Below are 15144 nucleotides of genomic sequence, written 5' to 3' on the forward strand. Positions count from 1 at the left end.
CCGATTTTTCGATATCGCTGCGATGCAGCGCTTCCACTATGCCGGTCGAAAATCGATGGAATAGATCAGCCTGACTTTTGTTCGGCCAGGCACTTGCGACCCGCTGCCATTGCCTTGAAGGTGCCCTTCAGATCGACGACAAAGGTACCCTGGGTTTGCGGAAACACGGTCATCTTGTATTTCTTCGCCACGTCGCGCTTGAAAGCCGGGTCATCCGTCAAAATGTAACCTCCCGAATACCCGCCTTTGAGTTGGCCGGTGCTTGTGGTCACCACGCCGCGGTAAAGATGGCCGTCGATATCGACGAAGATGTCCTTGACTCCGTTCTTGATGCCTATGTCCAGCTTCGTGAACACGCCAAGGTACCCGACCGACTGGTTTGCTGCCACGCCCATCTGCACCGAACCTGGGCCAAACGCACTCACGATCAAGCAATCTCCGCGTGTTTTATTTGCGTAGACAGTCCAACCCTCGACGTCATCCCCGTATTTGACAAGCTTATCGCTAGCCTTGGGGAGGGGATTTTCTTGCGCGTAGACTGCCGTCGCAGATGAAAATGCCACTGATGTTGCCACGATAAGTGCCGTAAAATTTCGCATGATGGTTATCCCTCAGATGTAAGAGTTGTTTTAGATCATGGCCTTGAAAAGACCGCGGGGAGCGACGGTGCCGCCACCGAATGCCACCGCTGCCCAGAAGGCTTACTTTCGCTTGATGCGCCGCAGTCGCAGCTTCCCCTCCCAACAGTCAGACAATGTAGTTCATCCAACTTTTCATCCGCAGCAGGATACGCCGAACGACCGCGACCGACGCCGTGTGGGTGCTGTACACGGCGACCTGGGCTGTCGATCCGGCAGGCAGCTGGTAACTCGAAACATCGTCCGTTATTTGGATGCCGACGAGCGCGAGGCCCTGTGTCTGTCCGCGATCCTCAGGATTGAGAAGAGTGGGGCTTGCTTGCAGTTGACCTTGCGAAACTGCATCCGCAACCCCGCTGACCTTGCCTTGAAATACCTTCCCGGGAATTGCATCGAACGCGATCTCAGCTTCCGAGCCCACGGTCAGACGTTGAACGACAGCCTGCGGGAAGGCTGCGGCAAAAACCCTGTCGCCCTCGTGAATAAAGATCAACGCCGGTGCTGTTCCTGCCATCATGCCGGGGCGGAGGAAGAGCTGGGTTACGTAGCCGGCGGTTGGTGCTCTCACCACGGTTTGATCGAGGTCGTATTCGGCGTCGCGTAAGTCAGCCGTCAATCTGGCGACCGTCGTATTTACGCCGCCGATCTCCGACAAATAGGCCAATCGAGCGCGTTCCAGCGCCGCCTGACTCTCGGCCAGCGACTGGTTGGCTGCCTCGAGATTATGAGACGCCGTATCGACAGTGGCCTGCGCAATCACCTTTTTTTCGAGAAGTTGTGTTTGGCGATCGAAGGCCTGCTGGGCCAGTTGGACCTGCGCCTCGGCTTTCGCAACACTGGCGGCAGCCTGGTCCTGCGCCGACTTCAGCTGCTTGACCCCTTGTTCCGCTTCCGCGACAGCAGCTTCCTTTTGTGCAACGACGAATTTGTAGGGCTCCGGATCGATCTTGAACAGGACGTCACCCTTCTTAAGGGCGATGTTTGGCTCAACTGGAACCTCGACCACACGGCCTTTCACTTCGGGAACGATGGGCGTGGTGAAGAAATAGAGGCGAGCTTCCGACGTAAACGGGTGATTGTAGTTGATGATTGCAAGTAGCCCGCCGACGACGACCACACCTCCCAGGCATGCTGTGGTCGCGGTCCATTTGTTGACCGGCAGACGCATGAATTTGAAGACGACAACGCAGATCGCCGCATAGCCAAGCAGGAGTAGTGCACCCATGGCGTCTACTCCGCGACCTGCTCAAGCGCTGAATGCCGTCTGTCGAGCTGGGAGGTTTCGGCAGAATTTCCAGAAGCCGCGGCCGGTGAAAGTCCCCAGCCGCGATCTGGGTGGTAGAGGAACGCCCAGATCCATAGGAAAGGCCACAGCGCCCCCAAGGTAAAGAGGCTGACCCAGGTTGCAGCACCGATCGCGTCCTGATGTGGGTGGTTGCGGGCCTTGGCGATCTCGTAGGGGATTGCCCAAACAGCGACCGCCCCGTAGGCAACCAGCAAAAGCACGATGATCAAGGTAATGAGCGCGACGCTGTCGAGCATTGTTGTTTCCATCCGAGGCCGAGGCGCCCGTCTTGAGTCCGCTTCCCGAAGTCGCCCGGCTACGTGCTTTTCGAGCAATGCTGCCGGCGGGACCACAGTTGTGCATTGACGGGAGCAATGCATCACCCCACCTACGCTGGGGCATTGTCCTCTTGTTCGGAAGGTAACTAACTGTAGTCTACCCGCTAAAAACGCGGTCTGGCCCGCTGCCGGTTCGTGGACACCGATAAGGCGTTTGACGGAACTGGAGAAATGCAGAGCCTGTCCTGCCGCGATAATGAGCTTCTTTCCGTCACTCAAGATCAAGCGAACAGCGCAAGGTCTACAGGACGAGGGATGACGCAAGGGGCGCGTTCGATTACCTCGAGCGCTTCAATAATCCTCAGCGATAGCACTCGCTACGAGACTATCTCAACCCGTCGAGTTCAAGGAGCGAGCTATGCTAAAGCGCGTCGCGCTGAAACGGATTCAGGCGACGCGCTTTAATTCGTTGTGTTTATGCATGTCGTTGTCCCAGAACCGGGTACACTTCTGGGGCGACATGCATTAGCTTGACTGCGCGACCGAAAACCGGCAGCAGCCAGTCAATCAGGGATCACAAGACCTGCTTTTCTAAGCGAGCCGAGAAAGGTCTCGACATCTTGCGGGCGAGCCAAACGCATTGACACCTGCCCCCGCAGGTTTTTCACCAATTCCGGTTGATTTTGTTGAAGCCATTCGCTCTCGCGGTGGGCTTCCGCGACGTTCCCTGCCTCCCGGTATATCGCGGCGCCAATCAAATGATAGATCGGATTCATCGGGGAAGGAGTTTTCTTTAGCCATGTTGCTGCTTGCGCATAGTCGCCGTCGAAATAAGAGCAAAGGGCCAAGTCCGCCTCGTAGTTGGCTGAGGCTCCGGGATTTAACTGACGCGACGCCGCTATCATCGGGCAACCTTCCTTCCATTTTCCCGAAACTGCCAGGCGCTCGCCATATTCGCTCAAGAACTCGGTGTCGTTGGGGTTGAGCTTCAAGCTCTCCTCGCCTAGCTGCAACGCGGCATCAATCTGCCCGTCGAAATAGAGAGCCAGCATTTTTGCCTGGCGCGCCGGCATGTTTAGGGGATCGAGCGCCGCGGCTCGTCTGGTGGCGTCGAGAGCACGCTCGAGCATTGATGCCGGGGACGTCCCATCGGGCGAAAATCCAAACCGATAGTCGTCCATGTAGGCCAATGACAGAAGACCCCATGCCGTGGCGTAATTGGGGAAGCGATCTGCAGCTTTCTCAAGGCATGTACGCACGGCGGGACGGCGCTCCGGATCCATTTCCAACCGATATGCATAGAAAGAAAGTGTACAACTATAGGCTACCCAATCATCGGGAGCGTTGCTCACGTTGAGATCCTCATCCGCCTGGAAGATCACGCCGTAAACCTGAGCCAAATTTTGCGATACGCTGCGCGCAATCTCCTTTTGGGCGTCCCGAAATGCCGAGACTTTCAACGGGCCGTCGTAGCTATTTGCCCAAATTACCGAACCGCTGCCGCGATTGATGAGCCGGACCCGAAGCTGAAAGGCCTCGTCCGACAGCGTGATACTTCCAGCGATGACAAATCGTGGGGGCGTCAATGAGTCATCGTCCGGCTTCGGGGCTGACTCCATGACCAGCAAGTCTCTGAACTTGGAAAGTTGCTCGACAATTTCCTCCTTCAATCCACTTGCAACCACGCCTGCGGCCTGAGTGCCGCCCGGATTGTCAAATGCCTGCACAAGCACACGGGGCTTTTCTGGCTCGCCGTGTTGGGCGGGTCCCCACCACCAGACCGATACAGATGCCACTATCGCCAATAGGACCATCAGCACGGCTGTTAGCAGTCGCGGTCGGGTCCTCCACAAAGGCGGGTGCTCAGTGACTGGCTGCGCGACAAGTGGGGCTGGGAGCGGCGCTAACTGGGTTTCCGCCCGGCGTGCGAAGGCAGGAACATATCCGCCCTTGGGAATCGTTATGAGTATAGGATCCCTTTGTCCCGAGGTCAGGTAATAGCGTTCCAGCGCCCGACGAAGGTGGCCGGCCTCAATGCGGACGATCGGGTCCGTCTGAGGGTCGAACGATTGGCCGCGGCCGAACACTTCGACTGCGATAGTATAAGCCTTAATGCGATCGCCCCGCCCGGATAACGCTTCTTCGACCACGTAGCTAAGGAAACGGTGCTCACGGCCGGTGGCATCAAAATCCGCGCTGCCGAGGATCAGGGCAAGCTGGGCGCGACAACTCTCAGCAGGGAGAGCAGGCTCCGCTGTGAAGAATGATTCAGGCTTATTCACTGACCCCTCGCTGCGACCGATGATTACATGGTCTCCCACGTAATTTACATTCCGCTACTGGCTTTGGGCAATATACGATTCGCTCAGGTCGCGAATTGGCGAATTAAAAGCGTTAATTTCGGTCAGATCCCAGTCAGATCAACAAATTATGGCCAAACAAGACGGACCGTCCGACAGACAAAGAGCTATCCTAGCGGCAGTACGCCGCTTTCCCCAGTTTGAGTTGGCGATCCACCGCCTGATTGTCCGGAGTGAGAGCTTTCTGGAGATATGCGAGGAGCTTGCGGACGCGGAGCTGGCGCTTTCAAGCGTCGACAAGATCGCACCGGCTTTGGTCGAGACTAGACGAACCGAATGGCAGGAACTTGTGGACCGGTTGGTTGGAGAAGTCGGGGCAGCGGTGCAGGATTCAGAGGCTACCCGAAACTTGGGTTCAATCCTCGGCCGCCATGGTGAGCGTCACGATGGTTAGAACTGGTCGGTGGAATGGGATGACGCTGTCGCAATGCGGTGGTGTCTACTATCAGCCCTACGGCGGTCGCTACGTCGTGGTCTATGTCGACTAATGCATGTCGCCCAGCGGTTCTGGGACAACGATATGCATCAAAACAAAGACTTAAAGCGCATCGCCTGAATCCGGTTCAGCGCGACGGGCTTTAAGCCTTCCAATGAAACCGGGACTGCGAGCCCAACTCAGAACCGAGCAAAGATCATGAAGAATTTCTGTCGGACGGTGACTGGCGGCTATGCTGCTCTTTGTGTCCTTTGCCTTGCTAACAACGCGGGAGCGGCCGATCTGGTCTCCCCGGTGACGCCGGACCTGAAGCCTGTGGTGACCGAACAGGGATGGACGTTCAGCGTCGCGCCGTATTTCTGGGTGGCTGGGCTCTCGGGCGACGTGGGGCAGTTCGGTTTGCCCACCGTCGAGGTTGATTCAGATTTTGGCGACATCCTGAAAAATCTGGATTTCGCGGCCATGGCCGTCATCGAGGCACGCTACGACCGCTACAGCATTTTCGGCGACCTGCAATATGTCAAGATTTCCGCTGGCAATGGCACGCCCAGAGGCATCTTGGCAGACAGCGTCGATCTTACGTCCCAAACTTTTTCAGGTCTGGGCGGAGTTGGTTATTCAGTTCTCCAGAGTGACGCTGGACGTCTCGATGTGGTCGGCGCCATGAGGATCTGGTCCGTGGATACGGACCTTGACTTCCATGGTGGGGTCCTTGACGGCCGCTCCGCCAGCGACGGCAAGACCTGGGTAGACGGGCTGGTTGGTGTTCGTGCGAACTATTCGCTCACACCCGAAGTTTATGTCACGGGTTGGGGAATGGTGGGAGCAGGTGCCGCCAATGTCGATTGGGACGTCGCAGCCGCGCTGGGCTATCGGTTCAACGATCGGTTTTCGGCGGTCGTCGGCTACCGCGCCTTGGGCGTCAACTACGACAATGACGGGTTTGTCTTCGATGTCGTGCAACAGGGCCCGATCATGGGTCTGATCATGCGTTTCTAGGAAGGCGCCCAAATCGCGGAAATTGCGCCGGACCTTCGCAAGGTCCTGGCGCGGGATCCAGATCAGGAAGAGGGCGGGTGGCCGGCGCGACTAATGCATGTCGCCCAGAAGTGCGCAGCGGTTCTGGGACGACGACATGCATCAAAAACAAAGACTTAAAGCGCGTCGCCTGAGTCCGGTTCAGCGCGACGCGCTTTAGTCGCGTTCTCACTTTCCCAGTCGCGGCGCCGATAACGATCCTGACGGCCAAGTAGAACTTGCTGCAGGTAGAGAATGCGCCTGAACTCGTGCGCAATGCGCCAGGAGGTCGAGCGACGACTTGGCCGCGCGGAAGACGCGGAGTTTTTCCTGAACTCGTTGCGCAGAACTGGCCTGGACGTCCGAAGCTGACGATCGACAGCTGGCACCCAGCCGCACCTTTACAGTTAATTACGTCCCCACCCGCGCCCTTTGTGTGCAAACCATCCCATGCGTCCACTGCTGTTGGCCGCGATGCAAGGTACACTGATTGGGAGGAAGGCATGGGCTATCCGCTTACTCGGCTGACTGGTTCGACGAGGGGGCCACGCCACTATCGAGGGCTGTATTTCGCTCTTTCGATAGCGACAGCACTGAGCGCGCCGGCGGGTGCCCAGACGATCACCGACATTGGCACCATGGAGCCTTCGGCCGTTGCGCCGGGCAAGGCGCCCGGCTATTCGCCCTACGCCGGACGCAACTTTCCCAGCCGCGTGTTCTGGGGCGACACGCATCTCCACACCAGCGCTTCAATGGACGCCGGCGCCTTCGGCAACCGCCTGGGCTTCGAGGAGGCCTATCGCTTCGCGCGCGGCGAGGAGCTGACGGCGTCAGGCGGCGAACGGGTGAAGCTGGCCCGGCCACTCGACTTCCTGGTCATCTCGGATCATTCCGACAATATGGGGTTCTTTCCGGCCCTCTTCTCCGGAAAACCGGAACTGCTCGCCGACGAGACGGGACGCCGCTGGTACAACATGGTGCAAGCGGGCGGCGAAGAAGGCGTCAAGGCAGCTCTCGAGATCATCGACGACTTCTCCCGCGGCAAGTTCCCGCCTGCGCTGCAGTTCCTGCCGGGCTCCGAGGGCTTCCGTTCGACCTGGGAGCAGATCATCGCGGCTGCGGAGAAGTACAACGAGCCTGGACATTTCAGCGCCTTCATAGGCTACGAGTGGACCTCGCAGGTGCCGCCCGGCAACAATTTGCACCGTGTGGTGATCTATCGCGACGGCGGCGATAAGGCGATCCAGACCCTCCCCTTCACTACCTATCCGCCGCTTGGCAGCACAACTCCCGAGGACTTGTGGAAGCATCTCCAGGCTTATGAGGACAAGACTGGCGGGCACGTGCTGGCGATCGCACACAATGGCAATCTCTCGAACGGCTGGATGTTTCCAACGGAGACAAACCCCGCGACGGGCGAACCGTTGACGGCTGACTACGCCAAGACGCGCTCCCTCTGGGAGCCGCTTTACGAGGTCACTCAGATCAAGGGCGACGGCGAGGCACATCCCTATCTCTCGCCGAACGACGAACTGGCGGGATACGAGCTGTGGGACAAGGGGAACCTCAACCTCAGCGAAGTGAAAAAGCCGGAGATGCTGCAGAGCGAATATGCGCGCACAGCGTTGCAGACTGGCCTGCAGCTCGAGGCGAAGCTCGGAGTGAACCCCTATAAATTCGGCATGATCGGCTCGACCGACAGCCACACCTCGCTCGCCACCGCCGAGGAGGAGAACTTCTTCGGCAAGCACAGCGGCGCGGAGCCGAGTCCGCATCGGGCGAGCCACGAATTCATGCGCAACGGCGACGTTTTCCTCATGGGCTGGCAGATGGTCGCGTCGGGTTATGCCGGGGTGTGGGCCACGGAGAATACGCGCGAGGCAATCTGGGATGCCATGAAGCGCAAGGAAGTGTACGCGACCACCGGCCCACGCATCATCGTTCGCTTCTTCGGCGGCTGGGAGTTTACTGACGCCGACGCTATGTCGCGCAGCCCGGCCTTTGCCGGCTACGGCAAGGGCGTGCCGATGGGCGGTGATCTCCACGCCGCACCCGCCGGCAAGTCGCCGACCTTCCTCGTGGCGGCATTGAAGGATCCGCTCAGCGGCAATCTGGACCGCATCCAGATCGTCAAGGGCTGGGTCGACGCGAGCGGCGCGCGGCAGGAAAAAGTCTATGACGTCGTGTGGTCCGACAACCGCGTGCCGGGCGCCGACGGCAAGCTGCCGCCCGTGGGCAACACGGTCGACGTGGCAACTGCCACCTGGACCAACACTATCGGCGCTTCCGAACTGGTCAAGGTCTGGAAGGATCCCGACTTCGATCCGGCTTTGCGTGCAGTCTACTATGCCCGCGTCATCGAGATCCCCACGCCGCGCTGGACGGCCTATGACGCGGTGCGTTTCCGGATCCAGATGCCCGCGGGTACGCCGATGTTCGGGCAGGAACGCGCCTACACCTCACCGATTTGGTACACGCCGGGTTGACGGAGCCGAGATGAAACTCCTGCGCGAGCCGCTCCTGCACTTCCTCGTCATCGGCGCTGCCATCTTCGGTGCGTTCTACCTCATAGGCGCCGACAAAGAGGCGGCTTCGGGTAAGATCGTCGTCAGCGCCGGCCAAATCGCCAGCATGCGGGCGATCTTCAGCCGCACTTGGCAACGAGAACCGACTGTTGCGGAAACCGACGCATTGGTAAAGGACTACATACGCGATGAGGTCCTTTACCGCGAGGCTATCGCAATGGGGCTCGACAAGGACGATGCCATCATCCGACGCCGCATGCGCCAGAAGATGGAATTCGTCGCCGATCTGACCGCTCAAGCCGAACCGACCGACGCCGAGCTGAAGTCCTTCGTGACGGAGCACGCGGACTGGTTCCGAGCCGAACCGCGTTTTTCCTTCAGTCAGGTCTTCTTCCGGTCAGACTCCGGAGGCGGGCCGGGCACAGCGGGGTTGGAACGCCTGCTCCAGTCGCTGAATGCCGGGACGACCGACGCCTCGCAATCCGGTGATCCTTTCATGGCGGGTTTCGACTTCAAGGACGTCGCGGCGTCAGACGTAGCGCGAACGTTCGGCGAGAGCTTCGCGAGCCGGATCGCCGGGGCTGGTTCGGGCAAATGGGAGGGTCCCGTGATCTCGGCCTATGGCATGCACCTGGTTCGCGTAAGCGAGCGCATCGAAGCGCACGATCCGCCGTTCGAGGACGTCCGCGAAGCGGCGCGACGTGAATGGCTCCATGCCCGCAAGATCGCGGCCAACGACGCTTTCTACGAGAAGCTCAGGACGCGCTATACCATCAAAGTCGAGGCCGCACCGGTGCAACCCGGGACAGCCAAGGTCGCCGAGGTAGCACAGTGACGCGCCTGCGCGCGGCCGTTTGGCTCCTCCTGGCTATCGGCGTCAGTCAGGCGCAGGCGCACGACATGCGTCCCGCTTATCTGGCGATCACAGAGACAGGGCAGGACGTCTATTCGATACTCTGGAAGGCCCCAGCCATGGGCGAGATGCGGCTCGCCATCTATCCACGGCTGCCGCAGGACGCGGTCGAGATCGTGGCACCCGAAGGCGTATTCCTGGACGACGCCTATGTCGAGCGGTGGACGGTACGCGACGCCGGCGGTTTCGCCGGCCAGACCATTGCGATCGACGGTGTTCCCGCCGCCCGAACAGATGTCCTTGTACGCATCGAGAGACTGAGCGGCGAGACAAGCACGACGCGGCTCACTGCCGACAGTCCGTCGTTCGAGGTTCCGGCAGCGACTGGTCTCGCGCAGGTGGCCGCGAGCTACTTCGGGCTGGGCGTGGAGCACATCCTCGGCGGCATCGACCATCTGCTCTTCATCCTGGCGCTGATCCTGCTTGTGCGCGGCTGGAGGCGGATCGCCCTCACCGTCACAGCCTTCACTGTCGCGCACAGCATCACTCTCGCAGCAGCGACACTCGGGTTCGTCCACGTGCCCGGCGCCCCGGTCGAGGCAGCGATTGCGCTTAGCATCGCCCTTGTGGCGGTCGAAATCGTGAACTCGGCGAGCGGTCGGCAAAACCTCACCGTCCGGCTCCCGTGGCTGGTCGCTTTTGCCTTCGGCCTGCTGCACGGCCTCGGCTTCGCCGGAGCGCTGAGTAAAGTCGGCCTGCCCAGCCATGCCATTCCGCTTGCGCTGTTGTTTTTCAACGTCGGCGTAGAACTCGGGCAGCTCCTGTTCATCGGGACCGTTTTGGGATTGCTCGCGATCCTGAGTCGGCTTTGGATGGTGTTCGTGATCCCCAAAGCACCCTGGTCTCGGGCGTGGCCGCAGCTTGGCGCCGCGTACTGCATCGGCGGTGTCGCCTCATTCTGGCTGATCGAGCGCGTCAGCGCATTCTGGGCGTGAAAACGTCCACGAGACAGCGTCGATCTTACGTCCCAAACTTTTTCAGGTCCGGGCGGAGTTGGTTATTCAGTTCTCCAGAGTGACGCTGGACGTCTCGATGTGGTCGGCGCCACGAGGGTCTTCGAACTATTCGCCCACACCTGGGAGCAGGTGCCGCCAATGTCGATTGGGACGTCGCAGCCGCGCTGGGCTATCGGTTCAACGATCGGTTTTCGGCGGTCGCAGGCTACCGCGCCTTGGGCGTCAACTACGACAATGACGGGTTTGTCTTCGATGTCGTACAACAGGGCCCGATCATGGGTCTGATCATGCGTTTCTAGGAAGGCGATTTGTTGCTGATCCTAAAGCCCGCCTGCCGAAATCAATTTCCGGCCAGGAGCTGCGGGGTTCTGCCCGTAGGATACAGTTAGTTACCTTCCTTACAGGACGGTCGAAACGTAAGCGGTGTTCCCGGGCTACGTTTCGGGAGTGATCGCGATCCAAGAGGCACGCCGCGACATCGAAGCGCGCGAGGACTTGTTTCCGATAACAGGCAAAGCTCGGCGCGGGGAGGCATGGTCGCCTTCTCGGGGATGACATCGGGGTGCACGAAACAATGAAGCTGGTAAATCGCTGCGGGGGACTGGTGGGATTGAACATGCGAGCAAGGCGAAGCCTGGCAATATCCTTTGCTTGTGCGTTCAGTCTCGTCGGCCTCTCGTCTTGCGCAAGCAGGCCTGAGACCGGGGCCCTACTGTCGAATACCTCCGTAGCTCAAGGTGCAAGTTCGCATACCATCCTCGTTGCCACCACTCGATCGCGTGATGCTCGACCTGGAACTTACTTCGATGGTGAACGGTCATCCGCCCTGAACTTTGCGTCGATCACCGTCAGCGTGCCGCCGAACCATAAGGCTGGCAATGTCGAATGGCCTTCTTCGAAGCCGGGAAATGCTCAAACGGATTTTGTCACGCGAGATGGCGAACTCCTGCCGAACGATAAGCAGTTCCTGGCTGAGTTGAACCAACGTTTGAAGGCTCAGCCCAAAGGCCAACGCAAGGTCCTGCTCTTTGTGCATGGTTACAACACGCTGTTTGCCGAAGGGCTCTATCGCTTCGCGCAAGTCGTTCATGATTCCCATGCGCCCAGCGTTCCCGTCTTCTTCAGTTGGGCCTCGCACGGCAAGACGCTGGACTACGTGTATGACAACAACAGCGCGACCATCGCTCGCGACGGATTGGAGCGGACGATGCGCCTTTTGCTGGCCAGCGATGCCGATGAAATCAACGTCCTCGCGCATTCGATGGGCAACTGGGTGACCGTCGAGGCATTTCGGCAAATCAAGATATCGGGAAACGTCACTTCCGCCGGCAAGCTTGGTACGGTGATACTCGCCGCTCCCGATATCGACGAGGACGTATTCAAATCGGAAATGCAGCGAATTGGGAAACCAAAAAAGCCGTTTTTGATCATTGTCTCGCGCGACGACAAAGCATTGGGCCTGTCGAGGTTTATCGCTGGCGGCAAAGATCGGATTGGGGCGAGCAGCAACACGGCAGACCTCGCAAATCTCGGCGCCATCGTGGTCGATTTGTCGAATGTGAAAGCCACGGATGCGACCAATCACGGCAAGTTCGCCCAAATCGCAGAAATGGCGCCGGATCTTCGCAAGGTCCTGGCGCAGGGGATTCCAGATCAGGAAGAGGGCGGGCTGGCCGGCGCGACTACCCGCGTCCTCACTTTACCAATCGCGGCGCCGATAACGATCCTGACGGCCAAGTAGAACTTGCCGCAGGTGTTTGAATTAGAGAGGATGAACGATGACAAGACTTAGCTTGAGATTGGCCGGTGGTGCGGCTGCGATCGCCGTCGCCACGATTTTTGGCGCACTGATCGACACAGTTGTACCGGTCCCCTCTTTCGTCGGTGAGGCGCAGGCGCGAGTTGGCCATCCGCTCACGCCCGGCAGCGTCGCTGGCGTGGCGAGGCGCACCACCCGCCGAGCAATCGTCCGGACGAGTATCTACGTGAACAGCCTCCCGGCTGCGTGCGTGAAAACCACCGTCTACGGCCCCGTGCTGTGGCACTGTGGCGGCAGGTATTATCAGGCCCATAGCGGGCGCTACGTAGTCGTCAACATACAGTGACTTCGGGTGGCTTCTGGCAATAGTGCTCCGGAAGGGGCGCGATGCGCCTGTGTCGGCGGTTCGAGCCCGTCATCGCCCACCATCCTGCCGGAAAAGCTGGAAACAGAACGTGGCAGCGGCCCTTACCAGGGCCGCCACCTCGTCGAGCGCCGGCTGCTACTGCCTGATGTAGCAATTCTTGTGCGCGCCCGGAGCAGGGTCATCGCCAAAGGTGTCGTTGCTGCAGTCGACGCCGTTTCTGAAGACGTCCTGCGCATACCGGCCGCGTGCGCCGTATCGGACCACCGCACGGCCGCGGAAATCGCAGAACTCACCCTCCCGGGCGCAGGCGACCCATTCGCCGCGGTCGGGGCGAGAGCCGTATTCGTCGTCGCCGTAATTGTTATCGCCGTAGTTGTTGTCACCGCCATAGTCGCCGCGACCGCGCGCCACGAAATAGCAAGCCTTTTCACGGCCGGGGGCTGGGTCGCCAAAAACGCGATTGGAGCAAGACACGGCTCGGCGGTCGAAAAACCGGGAGGTCGTTCGGCCGCGCGCGCCGTAGACCACTTCCCCAGGGTAGGGCAAGCGGCATATGCCGCCTTCGCGCGCGCATCGCCGCAGCTGCTGCGCCGACGCGGTGGCGGGGAAAAGGGCGGTGGCGGCGGCAGCCAGGCCAATGAAGCAAATGGCTGCAAACACCATTCGGATCAAGGCAGTTGGGGTTTTTGACACGAATTGTCCTCCATGCGATTCAAGCGGGGCATCCTACCGCAGCCCGGTTGAATAGGCGATGAATGAGCCGGCCGTTGCAAGAGCGGCCGTCGTCGAAACCGCGGCGAATCACGACGGCGTCAGGCGGAAATCCTGGCCTTCCGGCAGGAGCTGGCCGCCATCGACGACGATCGTCGTGCCGGTGATATAGCTGGCGTCGTCCGAGGCCAGGAACAGGAAGGCATTGGCGACGTCGCGCGGCGTGCCGAGGCGTCCGAGCGGCACGGCGTCCTCCATGCTCTTGATGAAGGCGGCATCGCGGTGCAGCTTCATGCCCTCGGTCAGTATGTTGCCGGGCTCGACGCCGTTGACGGTGATGCCATAGCCGGAAAATTCGAGCGCCGCGGCGCGGATGAAGCCGTTGATGCCGGCCTTGCTGGCGGAATAGTGACCGTGACCGGGGCTGCTCACCTGAGGCCCGGTAATCGAGGAGGTGAAGAGCATACGGCCGCTCCGCTGCGCCTTCATCGGTGGAAGCGCAGCGCGGGCGGTGTTGAAGCTGCCGCGCAGATTGACCGCCATGACGCGATCCCAGTCGTCGGGGCTGGTGTCCTCGATGAGCTGCCAGGGATAGATGCCGGCGTTCTGGACGATGATGTCGAGGCGGCCATGGCGCTCCAGCGCCAATGCCACGACGGCTTCCGCATCGGCCATCTTCGAGATGTCGGTGTGGATGAAGGCGGCGCCCAGTTCGTCGGCGCTCGCTTTGCCCGCCTCGGCTTCGCTGTCGGCCAGCACCAGCTTGGCGCCTTCCTCGGCGAAACGCACAGCCATGCCCTTGCCGATGCCGCGCGCTGCACCGATGATCGCCGCCACCTTGCCTTCGATACGTCCGGTCATGCGAGCCGTCCTGTCATGCCAGTCTTTGGCGAATGGTTTGCTTGAAAGCGTCGAGCAGCACCGCCGCCAGCACCAGCAGGCCGTGGATGACCTGGGTGAAGTTGGCCGGCAGGCCCATGAGGTTGATGGCGGTGTTGATGGCCGAGAGAAGCAGCACGCCGGCATAGACGCCGGGCAAGGTGCCGACGCCGCCCTTCAGGCTGACGCCGCCGATGACGACGGCGGCGAAGGCATTGAACAAGAGACCGACACCCAGATTGGCGGTTGCGCCGGAGGTGCGGATGGCGAGCAGCCAGCCAGCAAGCCCAGCGATGGCGCCCGCAAGCACGAAGGCAATGATCAGGTTGCGGTTGACGCGGATGCCGGCACGGAAGGTCGCGGTCTCGTTGCCGCCGATCATGACGAGATGCCGGCCGAACGGCGTCTTGGCGAGAATCAGCGAGAAGACCACGAAACAGCTGACCGCGATCCAGGCGGTGAGTGGCAGGCCGGCGAGCCGCTGGACGCCGAACCAGCGGATGGCCGGCGCCAGGTCCTGTGCCGAGCGTCCGCCCGAGATGACCAGGACCAGGCCGCGCACCCAGATGTAGGATGCCAGCGTGATGATGAAGGCGCTCATCTTGAGCCTGACGATGAGGAAGCCGTTGATCACGCCGATGATGCCGCCGACGGCAAGCCCGATGGCGAGCGACACCGGCACCATCAGCCAATCCGGGTGCAACTGCACGCCCAGGCCGATGCCGGACGAGCAAAACATGATGCCGACCGCCATGGCGCTGAGCGCGGCGACCGATTCAACCGAAAGGTCCATGTGGCCGGCGATGATGACCAGCGCGAGGCCGATAGACATCACGCCGAGCACACTGGAAGCCTCGATGATGTTGGCGAAAATGCCGAGCTGGGCGAAATTGGGAATGAAGATCGAAAACACCGCCAGCACGAAGACCAGCATGAACCAGACGAGATTGTCGAGCACGAGCTCGAGGATGTGGCGGGTGCGCGGACTCATGGGCTGATCCGGTTGGCGTCGAGATTGAA

12 protein-coding genes and 2 pseudogenes are annotated in these 15144 nt (G+C 60.4%); 7 read left to right on the forward strand and 7 right to left on the reverse strand.

Features of this window, described 5'->3' with window-relative positions:
- Positions 1-65: 65 nt before the first annotated feature.
- The 3 genes from RFM98_RS02480 to RFM98_RS02490 form a co-directional block, all read right to left on the reverse strand.
- Positions 66-599: a hypothetical protein gene (locus tag RFM98_RS02480; RefSeq protein ID WP_320307344.1), complete on the reverse strand. Its 534-nt coding sequence runs from the start codon at positions 597-599 to the stop codon at positions 66-68.
- A gap of 148 nt (positions 600-747) precedes the next feature.
- A complete protein-coding gene (locus RFM98_RS02485) occupies positions 748-1863 on the reverse strand; it encodes an HlyD family secretion protein (RefSeq protein WP_320307345.1) in 1116 nt (371 codons plus the stop codon).
- A gap of 5 nt (positions 1864-1868) precedes the next feature.
- Positions 1869-2180, reverse strand: coding sequence for a DUF3302 domain-containing protein (locus RFM98_RS02490; RefSeq protein WP_320307346.1), 312 nt, complete (start codon positions 2178-2180; stop codon positions 1869-1871).
- 268 nt (positions 2181-2448) lie between these two features.
- On the opposite strand from RFM98_RS02490, the pseudogene RFM98_RS02495 reads away from it, so the two are divergent.
- Positions 2449-2572: pseudogene (locus RFM98_RS02495) on the forward strand (IS3 family transposase); the annotation flags it as partial.
- 192 nt (positions 2573-2764) lie between these two features.
- On the opposite strand, the gene RFM98_RS02500 reads toward RFM98_RS02495, so the two are convergent.
- Positions 2765-4483 (reverse strand): hypothetical protein, encoded by a 1719-nt coding sequence (locus RFM98_RS02500; protein ID WP_320307347.1) that lies wholly within the window; start codon positions 4481-4483, stop codon positions 2765-2767.
- 712 nt (positions 4484-5195) lie between these two features.
- On the opposite strand from RFM98_RS02500, the gene RFM98_RS02505 reads away from it, so the two are divergent.
- From RFM98_RS02505 to RFM98_RS02530, 6 genes and pseudogenes are all read left to right on the forward strand, one after another.
- Entirely contained in the window at positions 5196-5996 is an 801-nt protein-coding gene (locus RFM98_RS02505; RefSeq protein WP_320307348.1) for a hypothetical protein, read from the forward strand.
- Between the two features lie 521 nt (positions 5997-6517).
- Complete coding sequence (locus RFM98_RS02510; RefSeq protein ID WP_430682239.1) at positions 6518-8500, forward strand: DUF3604 domain-containing protein; 1983 nt, start codon at positions 6518-6520, stop codon at positions 8498-8500.
- A 10-nt stretch (positions 8501-8510) separates the two neighbouring features.
- Complete coding sequence (locus RFM98_RS02515) at positions 8511-9374, forward strand: peptidylprolyl isomerase (RefSeq protein WP_320307349.1); 864 nt, start codon at positions 8511-8513, stop codon at positions 9372-9374.
- Between the two features lie 5 nt (positions 9375-9379).
- Positions 9380-10387 carry a HupE/UreJ family protein gene (locus tag RFM98_RS02520; RefSeq protein ID WP_430682249.1) on the forward strand — a complete coding sequence of 336 codons (1008 nt, stop codon included), beginning with the start codon at positions 9380-9382 and terminating at the stop codon, positions 10385-10387.
- Between the two features lie 12 nt (positions 10388-10399).
- Positions 10400-10707: pseudogene (locus RFM98_RS02525) on the forward strand (hypothetical protein); the annotation flags it as partial.
- 275 nt (positions 10708-10982) lie between these two features.
- Complete coding sequence (locus RFM98_RS02530) at positions 10983-12149, forward strand: alpha/beta hydrolase (RefSeq protein WP_320307351.1); 1167 nt, start codon at positions 10983-10985, stop codon at positions 12147-12149.
- Positions 12150-12669: 520 nt separating this feature from the next.
- Here the strand turns inward: RFM98_RS02530 and RFM98_RS02540 are convergent.
- The 3 genes from RFM98_RS02540 to RFM98_RS02550 form a co-directional block, all read right to left on the reverse strand.
- Positions 12670-13227 (reverse strand): hypothetical protein, encoded by a 558-nt coding sequence (locus tag RFM98_RS02540; RefSeq protein WP_320307353.1) that lies wholly within the window; start codon positions 13225-13227, stop codon positions 12670-12672.
- A gap of 108 nt (positions 13228-13335) precedes the next feature.
- The gene (locus RFM98_RS02545) at positions 13336-14106 is read right to left on the reverse strand and encodes an SDR family oxidoreductase (protein ID WP_320307354.1); all 771 of its coding nucleotides are present in this window, start codon (positions 14104-14106) and stop codon (positions 13336-13338) included.
- A gap of 13 nt (positions 14107-14119) precedes the next feature.
- On the reverse strand, positions 14120-15115 hold the full coding sequence (locus RFM98_RS02550; protein WP_320307355.1) for an ABC transporter permease: 996 nt from the start codon (positions 15113-15115) through the stop codon (positions 14120-14122).
- Positions 15116-15144 lie beyond the last annotated feature (29 nt).

This window comes from Mesorhizobium australafricanum (genome assembly GCF_033977265.1).
GTDB classification, from domain to species: domain Bacteria; phylum Pseudomonadota; class Alphaproteobacteria; order Rhizobiales; family Rhizobiaceae; genus Mesorhizobium; species Mesorhizobium australafricanum.

Bases quoted from the DNA above. Each gene is read 5' to 3' on its own strand.
- RFM98_RS02480 (WP_320307344.1), bottom strand. From the start codon at position 599: ATGCGAAATTTTACGGCACTTATCGTGGCAACATCAGTGGCATTTTCA.
- RFM98_RS02485 (WP_320307345.1), bottom strand. From the start codon at position 1,863: ATGGGTGCACTACTCCTGCTTGGCTATGCGGCGATCTGCGTTGTCGTC.
- RFM98_RS02490 (WP_320307346.1), bottom strand. From the start codon at position 2,180: ATGCTCGACAGCGTCGCGCTCATTACCTTGATCATCGTGCTTTTGCTG.
- RFM98_RS02505 (WP_320307348.1), top strand. From the start codon at position 5,196: ATGAAGAATTTCTGTCGGACGGTGACTGGCGGCTATGCTGCTCTTTGT.
- RFM98_RS02510 (WP_430682239.1), top strand. From the start codon at position 6,518: ATGGGCTATCCGCTTACTCGGCTGACTGGTTCGACGAGGGGGCCACGC.
- RFM98_RS02515 (WP_320307349.1), top strand. From the start codon at position 8,511: ATGAAACTCCTGCGCGAGCCGCTCCTGCACTTCCTCGTCATCGGCGCT.
- RFM98_RS02530 (WP_320307351.1), top strand. From the start codon at position 10,983: ATGAAGCTGGTAAATCGCTGCGGGGGACTGGTGGGATTGAACATGCGA.
- RFM98_RS02545 (WP_320307354.1), bottom strand. From the start codon at position 14,106: ATGACCGGACGTATCGAAGGCAAGGTGGCGGCGATCATCGGTGCAGCG.
- RFM98_RS02550 (WP_320307355.1), bottom strand. From the start codon at position 15,115: ATGAGTCCGCGCACCCGCCACATCCTCGAGCTCGTGCTCGACAATCTC.